Consider the following 15,382-nt stretch of genomic DNA (forward strand, 5'->3'; position numbering starts at 1 on the left):
GTGATGTGTGGCCTGGCCTGCAGCGTGGCGATCCGGAACTTCGGCTGAAGACGCCCACCGGCGCGTGCCCCGTCGGCCGCCCCTGGCCGTGCGAACCGCGTCACCCCGCCCGGACGACTACGGTCGTCACCATGACCGACTCCGAGCCCCAAGAGGTCGTTGCCCGGCCGCGCACCGCCGCCGGGGTGCTGTTCTTCGATCCCGTCGGCCAACTCCTGCTGGTGAAGCCCACGTACAAGGACGGCTGGGAGATCCCGGGCGGCTACCTGCGGGCCGGCGAGACGCCGAGCGCGGGCGCGGCCCGGGAGGTGGCGGAGGAGCTGGGGATCGCCCCGCCGATCGGCCGGCTGCTGGTCGCCGACTGGGCGCCGCACCCGGCCGAGGGCGACAAGTTGCTGTTCGTCTTCGACGGCGGGATCCTCCCCGACGCCGAGCGCGACGCCATCAGGGTGGACCAACTCGAGGTCAGCACCTACGAGTTCCACCCCCCGGCCCACCTCGACGCGCTGCTGATCCCCCGGCTCGCCCGCCGCGTGCACGCCGCCGTCGCCGCCCGGGCACAGGGCGCAACGGCCTACCTGGAACACGGGGTGCCGCAACCGTAGGACGGTGAGTGTGCGTCCTACGGCTGAAGGGCTACAGTCGACGCCCTCCGGCCACGGCCGGCGGCCCCGAACCTCAGCGAGGACCCGTGAAGTACCTGATCGCCGGCGGTGCCGGCTTCATCGGCTCCACCGTCGCCAACGCCCTCGCAGACGGCGGCCACACCCCGGTCGTCCTCGACAATCTCGTCACCGGGCGCCGCGAGTTCGCCGCCGAATTCCCGTTCTACGAGGGCGACATCGCCGACGGCGCCCTGCTCGACCGGGTCTTCGCCGAGCACCCCGACATCCGGGCCGTCGTCCACTGCGCCGCGCTGATCGTGGTTCCGGACTCGGTCGCCGATCCGCTCGGCTACTACCGCGAGAACGTCGCCAAGACCATCGCGTTCGCCGAGCACCTCACCCGCAACGGTTGCGAACGGCTGCTGTTCTCGTCCTCCGCCTCCCTCTACCGGGCCGACCCGGCCAACGACTGGGCGGTGGACGAGGATTCGCCGCTGGAGACGCTCAGCCCGTACGCCCGTACCAAGCAACTGGTCGAGACCTTCCTCGCGGACATCGCCGCTGCCGGGCCCCTCCGTGTCGTCTCGCTGCGGTACTTCAACCCGATCGGCGCGGACCCCGAGCTCCGCACCGGCCTGCAGATCCGCCGGCCCACCCACGCGCTGGGCAAGTTGCTCGACGTCCAGGCGGCGGGCGAGAAGTTCCCCCTCACCGGCACCGACTGGCCCACCCGTGACGGCTCCGGCATCCGGGACTACGTCCACGTCCGCGATCTCGCCGAGGCGCACTGCTCCGCCCTCGACCGCTTCGACACCGTGACCGCCGAACTCCCGTACCAGGTCATCAACCTGGGAACCGGCACGGGCACCACCGTCCGCGAACTCATTGCCGCCTATGAGCAGGTCACCGGCGAAACAGTACCCGTCCAGGAGACCGGCCCCCGACCGGGGGACGCCGCCGGCGCCTACACGCGCAGCAGCCGGGCGCGCGAACTCCTCGGCTGGAGCCCGCGGTTCACCCTCGCGGATGGCATCCGGGACTCGCTGCGCTGGCGCGAGGTCCGCGACAGCGTCATCGGCGCGGACTGAACCGACCGGCGGCCGAGAAGGCGAGGACCGCGTCCAGGGTCGAGCGCCGGGCGTCCGGGACCATGAAGCCTGCGCGGGCGCACACCATCGGAAATCCGCCCCTGGCCGCGAGGCGGTGCAGGGACCGTGGGTAGCTCAACTCGCGGCCGTGGCCGCACCGGCACGCTCCCACGACTCGACATCCGGCCGAGCCACGGCCCCAACTCCCCCATGGACACCTATTTTCCAAGCCGGGCCGCGTTCGCCTCACGCCGTGAAAAGACCTCCGCCTGGCGGTCGGCCATCTCCCGGAGGGCGGACTTGCGGGCGCGGGCTGGAAGGCGGTCAAGGTAGAGGCGGCCGTGGAGGTGGTCGGTCTCGTGCTGGAGGCAGCGAGCGAAGTAGCCGTGGCCTTCGATGGTGAGAGGGCGGCCGTGGAGGTCGAAGCCGTGGGCGATGGTGTGGTCGGGGCGGGCGAGTTCGCGGTGGGGGCCGGGAACGGAGAGGCAGCCCTCGGGTTCTTCGAGCAGGCGGCGGTGGGTGGCGGGGGGGTCCTCCAGGACGGGATTGGCGAGGTGGCCGACGTGGCGCACGCCCCAGTCGTCGGTGATGTCCCAGACGAACAGCTGGAGGTCGACGTCGACCTGGTTCGCGGCCGGGCCGGCGCCCTCGGCGATGTGGTTGGTGGCGAACATGTCGTCGACGAGGCGGGCGAGTTCAGGGGTGCCGAAGTCGGTGACGGGGCGGCAACGGCGGTGCAGAACGGGCTCGCCGACCACGGTGATCCGGCGGACCGCGCCGCGTTCGGTCTCGGGGGCGAGCGACGGGTAGGTGTCGACGGGTTCGCCCTGGACGCGGACCCGGCGGTCCTGTGGGGTGTCGGCCATGTGTGGAAAGCCTCTCTGTCACTCACTACCTGACGGCTTGTCATTCGCTTTGCAAAGTAGCACGCTTTGCAAAGTGACCGATGAGATCAGCGAAACCTCCAGCCCCTTGCCGCCCGGCGTCCGCAGGCCCCTGCCCGACCACCCCGTCCGAATCGCCCTGCTGGACCTGCTGGCCGAGGCCGGCACCGTGACCTCCACCGAGGCAGCAGCGCGGCTCGGGCTCAGCTCGGGGCTGTGCTCGTTCCACCTGCGGCAGTTGGCCCGCTACGGCCTGGTCGAGGAAGTCCCGCAGGGTGGCCGCGCCCGGCCGTGGCGCCTGCGCTGGGAGACCGACGCCACCCCCGCACCGCACCCCGTCCACACGCCGGAGGAAGCCGCCGAACCGTTCACCGCCGTCCTGCACCTGACGCCCGCCGAGGCCGACGAACTCCAGCACGCCGTACGGAAGTTGCTCGCGAACTACGCCGACCGCAAGCACCGCCCCCGGGGCGCCCGACCGTACGCCGCGGCAGCCAGGATCGTCCCGCTGCTGCCCGGCTGAGCACCGCGCGGAGGGCGACGAAGGTCGCCCCCGGGGGATCCGTTCGGGGCTTCTGGGGCCCGGTCGGTGCTGCCTAGCGTGGCTCGCAGGACAGAGCCTCGCGAGGTCGGAGGGAGAGCACCGATGGGCGTCGTACCCGAGCGCAGAACGGGGCCGGACAGGGTCGCACTCCTGCCGGGCACGGACAAGGACAAGGAGCAGGCGAGGGCGGAGAGTTGGCGCTCGCCGTACCGGTCGATGCCGGATGCCGAGCGCTCCGCGCTCTGGCGGCGCAGGCTGCACGAGGCGGAGGCGGGGCTGACCAGGTACCTGGTGAGTCTCGGCGATCAGCCGCAGCTCGCGGAGTGGTTCGCGTTGCAGGGCGAGATCTTCGCCGATCTGCCGGACGGGGACGCGCCGTCCGCGCAGTGGCAGCGGTTGTTCTTCCGCGGGCAGGCGCTGATGGAGCGTTTCCTGGTGCGGCACTACGGCGAGCAGGTGCTCGCGGCGTGGGCGGCGTCCAACGCGGAGGTGCACCGCACCGTCGAGCCGGACCACGGCCGGGGCGCGGCGGATCCGATCCACCGGATCGCCCGGCAGGCCGAACTGTACGGCTCCGACTACGAGTTCGACGACGCCGCGCCGCCCGGACCGCGGCAGGCCGCGCTGACCATCACGCACTGCGCGATCTGGGACTACCGCGAGCAGGCCCGCCGCAGCGGGGTGACGATCACGCTCGCCTCGCCGTGCACGTACTGCACGCACGCGCTGTCGGCGAACGTCCGCGCCAAGGGCTTCCGCCCGGCGCACCGCCTGCTCTCGGGGCCGACCGGCCACGGTTGCCACTGGGAGGCGCGCGCCGAAGAAGAGGCCGACGAGACGACGGGGGCGTCCTGATGTGCGGAGTGACGGGCTGGCTGGACTGGGCGGAGGATCTGCGGCTGCGCGCCGGGACGGTCCGCCGGATGACGGAGACCCTGGCCTGCCGGGGTCCGGACGCGGACGGGGTGTGGCTGTCGCGGCACGCGGCGCTGGGCCACACCCGGCTGGCGGTGATCGACCTGGCGGGCGGGCTGCAGCCGTTCGCGGACGGCGAGCCGGTCCGCGCGGTGCTGGCGTACAACGGCGAGCTGTACAACCACCGTGAGTTGCGCGCCGAGTTGGAGGCGCACGGGCACGTGTTCCGGACCCGCTCCGACACCGAAGTGGTGCTCCGCGCGCACCTCCAGTGGGGGCACCGGGCGCCAGCCCGGTTCAACGGGATCTTCGGGTACGCGCTGTGGGACGCCCTGCGCGAGGAACTCCTACTGGTGCGCGACCACTTGGGCATCAAGCCACTGTACTGGCACCGGCACGCGAACGGCGTACTGTTCGGCTCCGAGCCGAAGGCGGTGCTCGCGAACCCTTTGCTGCCCGCCGAGTTGGACGCGTCCGGCATCGCGGAGCTGTTCGCGCTGCCGGCCGCACCCAGCCCGGGGCACGGGCTGTTCCGGGGGTTGCAGGAGGTCCGGCCCGGACACCTGGTGCTGGCCAACCGCCAGCGAGTCAGCGAACTCCCTTACTGGCATCTGGAGTCGGCCCCGCACGGGGACGACGAGCGGACCACCCGGGCCACCGTGCGGGCGCTGCTCGCGGACGCGGTGGAGCGGCAACTGGTCAGCGACGTCCCGCTGTGCACGCTGCTGTCCGGCGGCGTCGACTCCTCGGCGATCACCGCACTCGCGGCGGCCGCCCGGGAGCGCGACGGGCACGACAAGATCACCAGCTTCTCGGTGGACTTCCCCGGCAGCGCCGACCGCGCCCCCGACGCCTGGCGCACCGGCCAGGACGCCCCGTTCGTGCAGGCCGCCGCCGCGCACATCGGCACCGTGCACACCAGCGTGCTGATCCCCGACGACGACCTGCTGGACGCCCGCGACGCGGTACTGCGGGCCCGCGACCGGCCCGGCTGGGGCGAGATGGACGCCTCGCTGCACCTGCTGTTCCGCGAGGTGCGCCGCCGCTCCACGGTCGCACTGTCCGGCGAGGCCGCGGACGAAGTCTTCGGCGGCTACCCGTACTTCCACGACGCCCTGGCGCTCGCCTCCGGCACCTTCCCGTGGCTGCACGGCCGCACCACCCCGGCCGCGCTGCTGCGCCCGGAGGTGCGCGCCGAGGTCCGGCCGGCCGAGTACACCGAGGCCGCGTACCGGGGCAGCCTCGCCTCGGTGCCCCGGCTGGACGGGGAGGACCCGGCGGCGGCGAAGGTGCGGGAGACCTTCCACCTGGCGCTGACCCGCTGGCTGCCGCCGCTGCTGGACCGGGTGGACCGGGTGTCGATGTCGGTCGGCCTGGAGGTGCGGGTGCCGTTCTGCGACCACCGGCTGGTGGAGTATCTGTGGAACGTGCCATGGGAGTTGAAGTCTCCCGGCGGCCACCCCAAGGGCCTGCTGCGGGACGCGGTGCGCGACCTGCTGCCGCCGCAGGTGGCGGACCGTCCGAAGTCCGGCTACCCGTCCACCCCGGCGGTGCGCTACACCGAGGTGCTGACCGCCCGCGCCCACGAACTGCTGGCCGACCCGGGCGCGCCGGTGTTCGACCTGGTGGACCGCGCGCTGGTGCGCCGCCACCTCGCCGAGAGCCGGCCGCTGCCGAGCCCGCGGACCGCGCCGAACCCGGTCGGCGGCCTGGACCACCTGGTGCAGGTCGACGAATGGCTGCGCGCCTACCGGGTCGGCCTGCGGTGAGCGCGCCGGCCCGCGCGGCGCTCACGGAGGCCGCGTTCCGTTCGGCCGCCCGGCACTGGCCGACCGGCGTCGCCGTGCTCACCGTCCGCTGGGCGGGCGTCGAGTACGCGAAGACCGTCTCCTCCTTCAGCACCCTCTCGCTCGACCCGCCGCTGATCGGCGTCGCCGTCTCCCACCGCAGCCCGCTGACGGCCGCGGTGCGCGCGGCCGGGCGCTTCGCCGTCACCGTGCTGGGCGAGCAACAGGCCGCGCTGGCACGCCGGTTCGCCACCCCGGGCGCGGGCCGGGCGGTCGGGCACTTCACCGACCTGACCGTCCTCGCCGACCCGGTCGACGCCCCCGTCCCGGCCGGCGCGCCCGCCTGGTTCGACGCCCGGCTGCACGCCGAACTCCCGGTCGGTGACCACCTGTTGCTGATCGGCGAGGCCCTCGCGGTCGGCGAAGGCACCGACCGCCCGCTGCTGCACCACGCCGCCCGCTACCGGCAGCTCGGCCCAGAACTTCCCCGAAATGACCTTCCAGCGCAAGGAGTTGACGCATGACCCAGTCACCCCCGGAGCCGCGCGGCCTGCTCACCGGCGCCCGCTACCTGGCCGAACTCGACGACGGCCGCGAACTGTACCTGGACGGGCAGCGCGTCGCCAATCCGGCCACCCACCCGGCGTTCCGACCGGCCGCCGAAGAACTGGCCCGCCTGCTCGACCTGCAACACCGGCCCGAGCACCGCGAGTTGCTCACCTTCAAGGACCCGGACACCGGCCTGCGGCTGGCCCGCGCCTACCAACCGCCCACCAGTCTCGAGGAGTTGCGCGTCCAGCGCCGCAGCGCCGAGTTCTGGCACGCCGAGGCGCTCGGCCAGCAGGGCCGCTCCCCCGCCTTCATGGCCTCGATCGCCGTCGGCGTGCACGACTTCCGCCACCAACTGGCCGCCGCCGACCCCCGGTTCGGGGCCAACGCCGAGGCCTGGTACCGGCATTGCGCACAGAACGACCTGGTGCTCTCGCACGCGCTCGGCGACCCGCAGATCGACCGGTCGGCCAGCCCGCTGGACGATCCCGACCTGGCGCTGCGCGTCCTGTCGGAGAACGAGCAGGGCATCGTGGTGCGCGGAGCAAAGCAGCTCACCACGCTCGCACCGCTCGCGCACGAGGTGCTGGTGTACCTGTCGGCGTCCTTCACCCAGGGCCGCGCCGAGCAGTTCGTGGTGTGGTTCGCGCTGCCGCTGAACACCCCCGGCCTGATCACCCTGGCCCGCGAACCGCTCGGCACCGCCCCGTGGGGGCACGGCCACCCGCTCGGCGCCCGCTACGACGAGCAGGACGCGATGCTGTTCTTCGACGACGTCCTGGTGCCGTGGGACCGGGTGTTCCTGCTCCGCGACGCCGACCTGGCCCGCCGCGGCCTGGCCCGGATCAACGCCTGGAGCGCGTACGTCGGCCACATCCGCTACCGGGAGCGCCTGCGCACCCTGCTCGCCACCGCCACGCTGCTCGCCGAGTCGATCGGCGTCAGCCAATTCCGCAACATCCAGGAGGACTTGGGCCGCCTCGCCGGGTACGCCGAACTCACCGAGTACTTCCTCGACGCCGCCGAGAACCGCAGCGCGCTCACCGACGCCGGCCTGTTCGCCCCCGGCGACACCTTCGCCTCCCGGGTCTGGTCCGCCGAAGTCGCGGGCCACGCCGTCGAGATCGTCCGCAAGATCGGCGCCTCCGGCCTGCTCATGCAGCCCTCCCCCGGCGACCTGGCCAACCCGCGGCTGCGCCCGCACCTGGACCGCTACATGCGCGGACGGGACATCGGCGTCGAGGACAAGTCCCGCCTGTTCAGGCTGGCTTGGGAGCTCACCGGGGACGGCTTCGGCCAGCGCCAGGACCTGTACGAGTACGTCCACCGCGGCGACCTCGCCCGCAACCGCATCACCGTCTTCCACCGCTACGACCAGTCCGCGACCAGGGCCCGGCTGCTCGCCCTGCTCAGCGACCCCACCACCGATGCCCAGGAGGCCCGCGCGTGAGCCCGTCCGCCGTCGAGATCCAGGCCCGCACCCTCGCCGGGTACGCCGACGCCAGCCGACTGCGCCAAGTCCAGGACCGCGACTGGGTGTTGGACCGCGTCACCGGCACCCCCGAGACACTGATCGACCTGGGCAGCGGCATCGGCCAACTGCTCGCCACCGCCCTGGAACGCTTCCCCTCGCTCCGCCTCGCCGTCGGCCTGGAACGCTCCGAACACCGGATCGCCGAAGCCACCGAACGCCTCGCCCCGTACGGAAGTCGGGCCGTCCTGCACACCGCCGACCTCACCGCACCCGAGCAACTCCCGTACCGCGCCCAGGTGATCACCCAGACCTCGGTGCTGCACTGGCTGTACCCGGACGAGGACCGGACCTTCGCCTGGGCCGCCGCCCACCTCGCCCCCGGCGGACGCTTCCTGCTCACCACCTACCACCCGGCCCGCGACGCCCACGGCCTGGGCGGCGAGGACGAGTTGGTCCGCGAAGCACTCACCGCACTCGGCACCCCCGCCGCCGACGTCCCCGCGCTGCTCGCCGCGCACGGCATCCTGCCGATCGCCACCCGCACCCGCACCGTCGACGACCTGCACACCGTCCTCGCCCCGCACCTGCGCGTCGCCGGCCACGCCGAACGCGACGCCGTCGTCACCGTCGACTCCGCCGCGCAGTACGAGCACTTCCACGCCGCGACCTTCGGCGACTACTACGCCCGGGTACTGCCCGCGGAGCGCCGCGCCGACTTCTACCGGGCCGTCGGGGCCGCCGCCTGGCGCCGCCAGAACGCACACGGGCATGTCAGCCACATGCCGGTCCGCCTCTGGGAGTTGACGGCACATGAGGAGTTTGTTTCAGGAACCGGAAACCGCCCGTCACGCACCTAATGTGGGTGCCCCGACGACCCCGGAACCACCCGCGACGAGGAGCCACCCGTGTCCACCCCCGCCGTCAGTCAGGAGCTCGGCGCCTTCCTGCGCGCCCACCGCGAACGCCTCCAGCCCGCCGACGTCGGACTCACCGCCACCGCGCGGCGCCGCACCCCCGGGCTGCGCCGCGAAGAGGTCGCCTCGCTGTCCGGCGTCGGCCTCGCCTGGTACACCTGGCTCGAACAGGGCCGCGTCACCGCCTCCCGGCAGGTCCTGGAGGCGGTGGCCCGCGCGCTGCGCCTGGACGCGGCGGGCCTGCGCCACGCGATGCGACTGGCCGGCTACCACGAGCCCGCCCCCACCGAACTCGCCGCCGAACGGCTCGCCGACGCGGTCCGCCCCGTCCTCGACTCCTGGCCCGCCAGCCCCGCCGCGCTGCTCGACCGGCACTTCGACCTGCTCGCCTGGAACGCGGCCTGGACGGCCCTGTGGGGCTCCCCCGAGAAGGTCGACGCCGACCGCCGCAACCTGATGTGGCTGATGGCCGCCGACCGCCACCTGCGCAGCGTCCTGCACGACTGGGAACCCCTCGCCATGAACGTCTTCCAGCACTTCCGCGCCCAGGCCGGCCCCGCGATCGCCGACCCCCGCACCGACCAGCTCTACCGCCGCCTCGAAGCCGACGCCCCCGACCTGCGCCACTGGTGGGGATGCCACACCGTCGCCGAACTCACCGCCCGCGAGGTGGTGGTCTCACCCCCCGCGAGCGGCGCCGTCCGCCTGACACTGAGCTCCTTCCACCCGGTGGACGACCCGTCGGCGCTGGTACTGCTGTTCACGCCGCGGACATCGACCGACTTTGCGCGGATGACGGACCTGATCGAGCGTCCGCTCCGGGCAACCGCGTAGCAAGGCGGGCACGGGAACACGGGCACCGGCGCAGGTCGTAGGACCAAGAGCCGATGGCCGCACGTCCCCGCCCCCGGATGGAATGGTCGAATGGATCACGCGCCGCAGCCCGAACAGCCGTACACCGGCCTCACCTCCGCCGAACGGTCCGCCTACCTCGACCGCATCGCTCTCCCCGACCCCGGCGCCCCCTCCCCCGAGGCACTCGCCCGGCTCCAGCTCGCACACCTGCGCACCGTCCCGTTCGAAAACCTGAGCATCCACCTCGGCGAACCCGTCACCCTCGACCCCCGCGCCCTGCTGACGAAGATCGTGGACCGCCGCCGGGGCGGATTCTGCTACGAACTCAACGGCGCCTTCGCCGAGTTGCTCACCTCCCTCGGTTACCGGGTGAGCCTGCTGGCCGGCCGCGTCCACGACGGCGAACAGCCCGGCCCGCCCTTCGACCACCTCGCACTGCGCGTGGACCTCGACGAACCGTGGCTGGTCGACATCGGCTTCGGCCGCTTCAGCCGCGCCCCGCTCCGCCTCGACGCACGCACCGAACAACCCGACGCCTACGGAACGTTCCTCCTCACCCCGAACGGCCCGTACGGCGACCTGGACGTCCTCCTGGACGGCAAACCGCAGTACCGCCTCGACCCGCGCCCCTACGAACTCGCCGACTTCGGTCCGACGTGCTGGTGGCAGAGCACCTCGCCCCAGTCCCACTTCACCCGCACACCGACCTGCTCGGTCATCACCGCCGACGACGGCCGCACCACCCTCAGCGGCAACCGCCTGATCACCACCGCCCCCACCGGGCAACGCACCGAACAGCTCCTCACCGACGACGAGGCCCGCACCGCCTACCGCACCCACTTCGGGATCGCCCTGGACGTGCTCCCGAAGTGAGCCCCGGTCAGCAGCCCTCGCGCTCACCCCCTCGGCCGCAGGCTCCGCGTCACCAGCCAGGCCCCGCCCGCCGCGAGCAGCGCCAGCGCGACGCCCACGATCACCGACCCGTGCGCGACGCTGCCGAAGGCGCCGATCGCCCAGGCCCCCACGCCCGTGCCCGCGTACATCGTGGAGGTCAGCCAGGCGCTGGACGTCGCCCGGTGGGCCGGGGCGACGGTGCCTGCCAGGGTCTGCTGGTCCGTCACGAAGCCGCCGGAGGCGACGAACCACAGCAGCACGCCCAGCAGCGAAAGCACCAGCCCCGGCCCGGCGACAGCAAGCGCGATGCCGGCGGCGAGCAGCAGGGCCCAGAGCGGGAGCAGCGGCAGGTCGGTGCGGCCCGCCGCGCGGGCCTTGTCGCCGAGGCGGCCGCCGAGCAGGGAGCCGGCCACGCTGCCGGCGCCGACCAGGATGCCGACCAGGCCGAGGGCCTGGACGGAGAGGTCGAAGCGTTCGCCGAGGACGGCGCCGAGGAAGGTGTAGGCGCCGAGGTTGGCGGCGTTGAAGGCGGTGTTGACGAGCAGGGCGCGGCGCAGGGCGGGGTCGCGCCAGGCCGCCAGCACCGCGAGGATCGTGCCAGTGCCCGCAGCAGCCGCTCGTGGCGCGACCTGGCGGAGCAGCAGCGGGACGGCGGCGGCCGTGCCCGCGGCGAGGGCCCAGAACGCGGCGCGCCAGCCGGCCGCGCCGGCCAGCAGTCCGCCGAGGGGGACGCCGATGACCTGGCCGGTGGAGAACAGGGCCATGCCGAGGCCGAGGGCGCGGCCGCGCACCGCGTCGGGGGCGGTTTCGGCGATGTGGGCCCAGATCGCGGGTCCGGCGGCCGCGGCGGCGAGTCCGGCGAGGGCGCGGGAGAGCACCAGCAGGGTGAGGTCGGTGGAGAGTGCGGCGGCGGCGTTGGAGAGGAGGAACAGCGCGGTGCCGGCCAGCAGGGTGCGCCGTCGTCCGAACCGGTCGCTGGCCAGGCCGAGGAACGGCGCGCAGACGGCGTAGACCAGGACGTACGCGGTGACGGTGGACGCGGCGGCGGCCTCGCTGACGTGGATCGAGCCGGCGATGGTCGGCAGCAGCGGGGAGACCAGGAAGGTCTCCGTCCCGAACAGGAACAGCAGCGCGAACACGCCGGCGTACCGCCATCGCCGGAAGGCCGGCGCGGCCACCGTCGTCGCGGTCTGGGGAAGATCGGACACGTCGCTCACGGCGACCACCACCTTGTCGGCGGCGCGCGGCGCGTCCTCGGACCGCGGACGCCGTCGGCCGCGCGCAGGGGGTAGAGAGGTCCGATGCGGCCATCCTGGGCAGCGGCCGGATGCGCAACCAGACAGGCGTTGGTCCTGTGACCGCCGCTCACACGCTGACGGAGTGTTCGCGTGTGCGCGGCGGCCGATGGGATAGAAGGGCCGCATGCGTGTTGTTCCGGAGTCAGTGGCGGCGGTGGTGCGTCGCGGTGCCAGGGATCCGTTCGTCGTGCAGACGGTGCGGGCCACGGTGGCGGCGACGCTGGCGTACGTGGTGGCGACCTGGCTGAGCCGGGAGCCGGTGCCGTTGACGGCGCCGCTGACGGCGCTGCTGGTGGTGCAGGTGACGGTGTACTCGACGCTGAAGACCAGTGTGCGGCGGGTCAATTCGGTGGTGGTCGGGGTGCTGATCGCGATCGGTTTCTCCACCGTGGTGGGCCTGTCGTGGTGGAGCCTGGGGCTGATCATCCTGGCGTCGCTGACGGTGGGGCGGTTCGTGCGGGTGGACGAGTTCGTCCAGGAGGTGGCGATCAGCGCGATGCTGATCCTGGGCGTCTCGCAGGTCACCACGCAGGCGTGGGACCGGGTGCTGGAGACGCTGATCGGCGCGGCCGTCGGGCTGCTGTTCAACGTGGTGTTCGCGCCGCCGGTGTGGGTGGACACGGCCGGGGAGAAGATCGAGGACCTGGCCCGCCGGGCCCGTCACCTGCTGCTGGACCTCGCGGAGGAGCTGGGCCGCCCGGTGCCGGTGGAGCGGGCCGCCGCGCGGCTGCACGAGGCGCGGGCGCTGGACCAGGCGATCGCCGAGGTGGACGGCGCGCTGCGGCAGGCCGAGGACAGTCTGCGGCTGAACCCGCGGATCAGCGAGGGCCTGCTGTCGCGGCTGGTGCTGCGCACCGGCCTGGACACGCTGGAGATCTGCGTGGTGGTGATCCGGGTGATCGCCCGTTCGCTGACCGACCTGGCCAAGCGCCGCGCGGCCGGCGAGCGGCTGTTCCCGCCGGACGTCGCGGTGGCGATGGAGGAGCTGTTCGCGCACATCGGCGGGGCGCTGGTGAGCTTCGCGGTGCTGGTCACCACCCAGGTCAGCCGGAACGCGGAGGAGGCCGAGCAGCGGCTGACCGCCGAACTGGCCGCCGCCTGGGCCTGCCGGGAGAACGTCGCCCAACTGCTGCTGCACCGCGTCCAGGAGGACCCGCAGGCCTGGCAGTTGCACGGCTCCCTGCTCGCCGAGGTGGACCGGATCCTGGACGAGCTGGACCTGGAGCACCGCTCCCGCCGCCTGATGGAGGAGCTCGACCGGGCCTCGGTCGCGACCCGTGCGCGCTTCACCCGCTTCGCGGGCATCCGCCGCCTGGCCCGCGGCGAACGCCTGCGCCCCCGCCGCTCCCGCCGCCGCGAGCCGGGCCGGCAGGCGGCCTGACGGTCCGTCGGAGTGGGGGCGCTCGACCGTTGGTGCGAAACGTCGTACCGGACCGGAGTGTTGTCGCGGCGGGGCGCGGAAGGCCCGGTGACCCTCGTGGGGTGTCGGCGCGGTGCCGGCAAAACCCCCGTCCACCCTCTGGAGTGCTCCATGGCCTCAACCCTGGCCGGGCGGCGCCTGCTCGCCCTGCGTGCCGGTGTCCTCGCCGGTGCCGCCGCGCTGCCGCTGGCCGCGCCCGCGGTGCCGGCGTTCGCCGCGCCCGGCGACAACGGCGACGTGAAGATCCACAGTACCGGCGTTCCGTTCAACGATCCCCGGGACGAGTCGAAGGTCTGCAAGTTCTACCTGGACGCCTTCAACTTCGACACCGTGCAGCTGATCTCCTGGGAGATCGACCAGCAGCAGCCGGCCGGCACCAGGACGCTGTCCGGCACGATCGTGCTGGCCGGCGGCACCGGCCACACCACCAACCTCTCGGTGCCGGACGGCAATTACAAGCTCTCCTGGAGCTTCGTCGGCCAGACCGGGCCGGCCAAGCAGAAGACGTTCACGGTCGACTGCGCGTCCGGCGAACCGTCCTCCCCGCCGCTCAACGATCCCGCCAGCCAGCCCGGCAACCAGCAGGGCAACCAGCAGGGCGGTCAGACCGGCAGTCAGCAGGGTAACCAGCAGAGCGGTCAGACTGGCAGTCAGCACGGCAACCAGCAGGGCGGTCAGACCGGCAGTCAGCAGGGCAACCAGCCGGGTAACCAGCAGGGCGGTCAGACCGACAGCCAGCAGGGCAACCAGCCGGGTGCGCACCCGGCCACGCCGCCCAAGCAGCAGGGCGACATGCCCAAGCAGCAGGGCGACATGCCCAAGCACCAGGGCGACATGCCCAAGGGCGGGATCGCGGCCGGTGTCGGCGGCGCCTCGCAGGACCTGAACCCGGCGGAGATCGCCGTCGGCGGCTCGCTGCTCCTCGGAGCCGGATGGCTGGCGGCCCGCCGGCTGCGCCGCTCCCGCCGTTGACGGCACGTCGGCGGACTCCCCGCCGCCGCCCGGTCCGTGGCGCCGACCCGCTGGTGGTCGGCGCCACGGCCGTGGCGTTGCTGTTCGGCACCATGCTGGTGCGCGACGGCCTGTCCGGCGCCCAGCCGCCCCTGCCCGCCGGGGCCGCGGCCGACCCGTCGCACGACGGCGCGTCCGCACCGGACTCCCCCGCGCTGGACCCGTCCGCGCCGCGCCGCCTTCGCATCCCGTCGATCTCCGTGGACGCCACGTTCACCGACCTCGGCCTGGACGCCAAGGGCGCGCTGGAGACCCCGCCCGCCGAGCGGGCGAACCTGGTCGGCTGGTACCGGGACGGCGCCGCGCCCGGCGAGGACGGCACCGCCGTGGTGGTCGGCCACGTGGACGACAAGCACGGCCCGGGCGTGCTCTACCGGCTCGGACTGCTGCGCCCCGGCCTGGCCGTCGCCGTCACCCGGGCGGACCGGAAGGTCGTCACCTTCACCATCGACCAGGTGCGTTCCTACCCGAAGACCGCCTTCCCGTCCGACGAGGTCTACGCGGCGACCGGCCGGGCCGAGCTGCGGATCATCACCTGTGGCGGCCACTACGACCACAAGAACGGCTACGACTCCAACACCGTGGTGTTCGCGCACCTGACGTCCAGCAGCCCGGCGCCCGCGTGACCCGCCGGGGGCCCGCCGTTCGACGTCACGCGGGCCGGGGCCGGCGGTGGCCGGGCGGCTGCGAGCAGCCTCTGCCGACACGCCGGGGGCCGAGCGAAGCAGGCCCCGGCCGACCGACGATCGGCGTCCGTCCCTGCGCAGGGCCACGCCGCGAGGAACCCGCCGCCAACTGACATTCCGCGGCCCACGTTCGAACCGCTCGGGCCGGGGCCGGCGGTGGCCGGGCGGCTGCGAGCAGCCTCTGCCGACACGCCGGGGGCCGAGCGAAGCAGGCCCCGGCCGACCGACAGTCGGCGTCCGTCCCTGCGCAGGGCCACGCCGCGAGGAACCCGCCGCCAACTGACATTCCGCGGCCCGCGTTCGAACCGCGCGGGCCGCGCCTCGCGGGACCCGCCGCCACCCCATTCGCCGGAACCGAGGTTTGACGTCACGTCGTACCGAAGGCGGGCTTGCGCCGCCCGACGGGACGACCGGCGCCGGGTCCGGCGTTCCGCCCCCGACCCGCCAGGGTCTAGCGT

The 15,382-nt window shown here is 73.5% G+C and carries 15 protein-coding genes; 13 read left to right on the forward strand and 2 right to left on the reverse strand.

What is annotated here, in order from left to right:
• Positions 1-131 precede the first annotated feature (131 nt).
• Positions 132-605, forward strand: a complete 474-nt coding sequence (locus ACFYS8_RS04885) for an NUDIX domain-containing protein (protein WP_387635789.1) — start codon at positions 132-134, stop codon at positions 603-605.
• 86 nt (positions 606-691) lie between these two features.
• Positions 692-1,693, forward strand: coding sequence for a UDP-glucose 4-epimerase GalE (gene galE / locus ACFYS8_RS04890; RefSeq protein ID WP_387635791.1), 1,002 nt, complete (start codon positions 692-694; stop codon positions 1,691-1,693).
• A 218-nt stretch (positions 1,694-1,911) separates the two neighbouring features.
• Here galE and ACFYS8_RS04895 read toward each other — a convergent pair whose 3' ends face one another.
• Positions 1,912-2,559 carry a peptide deformylase gene (locus ACFYS8_RS04895; protein WP_387635793.1) on the reverse strand — a complete coding sequence of 216 codons (648 nt, stop codon included), beginning with the start codon at positions 2,557-2,559 and terminating at the stop codon, positions 1,912-1,914.
• 73 nt (positions 2,560-2,632) lie between these two features.
• Here ACFYS8_RS04895 and ACFYS8_RS04900 point away from each other — a divergent pair, with 73 nt between their 5' ends.
• The 8 genes from ACFYS8_RS04900 (at position 2,633) to ACFYS8_RS04935 (ending at position 10,488) form a co-directional block, all read left to right on the forward strand.
• Positions 2,633-3,100: a helix-turn-helix domain-containing protein gene (locus ACFYS8_RS04900; protein ID WP_387635795.1), complete on the forward strand. Its 468-nt coding sequence runs from the start codon at positions 2,633-2,635 to the stop codon at positions 3,098-3,100.
• A 123-nt stretch (positions 3,101-3,223) separates the two neighbouring features.
• On the forward strand, positions 3,224-3,976 hold the full coding sequence (locus ACFYS8_RS04905) for a hypothetical protein (protein WP_387635797.1): 753 nt from the start codon (positions 3,224-3,226) through the stop codon (positions 3,974-3,976).
• A complete protein-coding gene (gene asnB / locus ACFYS8_RS04910) occupies positions 3,976-5,805 on the forward strand; it encodes an asparagine synthase (glutamine-hydrolyzing) (RefSeq protein ID WP_387635799.1) in 1,830 nt (609 codons plus the stop codon). Before ACFYS8_RS04905 ends, asnB begins: the two co-directional genes overlap by 1 nt.
• Complete coding sequence (locus ACFYS8_RS04915) at positions 5,802-6,347, forward strand: flavin reductase family protein (protein WP_387635801.1); 546 nt, start codon at positions 5,802-5,804, stop codon at positions 6,345-6,347. Before asnB ends, ACFYS8_RS04915 begins: the two co-directional genes overlap by 4 nt.
• Positions 6,344-7,822 carry a 4-hydroxyphenylacetate 3-hydroxylase family protein gene (locus tag ACFYS8_RS04920; RefSeq protein ID WP_387635804.1) on the forward strand — a complete coding sequence of 493 codons (1,479 nt, stop codon included), beginning with the start codon at positions 6,344-6,346 and terminating at the stop codon, positions 7,820-7,822. Before ACFYS8_RS04915 ends, ACFYS8_RS04920 begins: the two co-directional genes overlap by 4 nt.
• The gene (locus ACFYS8_RS04925; protein ID WP_387635806.1) at positions 7,819-8,703 is read left to right on the forward strand and encodes a class I SAM-dependent methyltransferase; all 885 of its coding nucleotides are present in this window, start codon (positions 7,819-7,821) and stop codon (positions 8,701-8,703) included. The genes ACFYS8_RS04920 and ACFYS8_RS04925 overlap by 4 nt, the downstream gene beginning before the upstream one ends.
• A gap of 48 nt (positions 8,704-8,751) precedes the next feature.
• The gene (locus ACFYS8_RS04930; RefSeq protein ID WP_387635808.1) at positions 8,752-9,594 is read left to right on the forward strand and encodes a helix-turn-helix domain-containing protein; all 843 of its coding nucleotides are present in this window, start codon (positions 8,752-8,754) and stop codon (positions 9,592-9,594) included.
• A 90-nt stretch (positions 9,595-9,684) separates the two neighbouring features.
• Complete coding sequence (locus ACFYS8_RS04935) at positions 9,685-10,488, forward strand: arylamine N-acetyltransferase (RefSeq protein WP_387635810.1); 804 nt, start codon at positions 9,685-9,687, stop codon at positions 10,486-10,488.
• A gap of 23 nt (positions 10,489-10,511) precedes the next feature.
• Here the strand turns inward: ACFYS8_RS04935 and ACFYS8_RS04940 are convergent, their stop codons facing one another.
• Positions 10,512-11,726: an MFS transporter gene (locus tag ACFYS8_RS04940; RefSeq protein ID WP_387635813.1), complete on the reverse strand. Its 1,215-nt coding sequence runs from the start codon at positions 11,724-11,726 to the stop codon at positions 10,512-10,514.
• 205 nt (positions 11,727-11,931) lie between these two features.
• On the opposite strand from ACFYS8_RS04940, the gene ACFYS8_RS04945 reads away from it, so the two are divergent.
• The 3 genes from ACFYS8_RS04945 (at position 11,932) to ACFYS8_RS04955 (ending at position 14,864) form a co-directional block, all read left to right on the forward strand.
• Positions 11,932-13,188 carry an aromatic acid exporter family protein gene (locus tag ACFYS8_RS04945; protein WP_387635816.1) on the forward strand — a complete coding sequence of 419 codons (1,257 nt, stop codon included), beginning with the start codon at positions 11,932-11,934 and terminating at the stop codon, positions 13,186-13,188.
• 150 nt (positions 13,189-13,338) lie between these two features.
• Positions 13,339-14,199, forward strand: a complete 861-nt coding sequence (locus ACFYS8_RS04950; RefSeq protein WP_387635819.1) for a hypothetical protein — start codon at positions 13,339-13,341, stop codon at positions 14,197-14,199.
• On the forward strand, positions 14,196-14,864 hold the full coding sequence (locus ACFYS8_RS04955; protein WP_387635821.1) for a class F sortase: 669 nt from the start codon (positions 14,196-14,198) through the stop codon (positions 14,862-14,864). The genes ACFYS8_RS04950 and ACFYS8_RS04955 overlap by 4 nt, the downstream gene beginning before the upstream one ends.
• Positions 14,865-15,382: the final 518 nt, after the last annotated feature.

Origin of the sequence: Kitasatospora sp. NPDC004615 (genome assembly GCF_042873545.1) — a bacterium.
In the GTDB taxonomy this organism is placed as follows: Bacteria; Actinomycetota; Actinomycetes; order Streptomycetales; family Streptomycetaceae; genus Kitasatospora.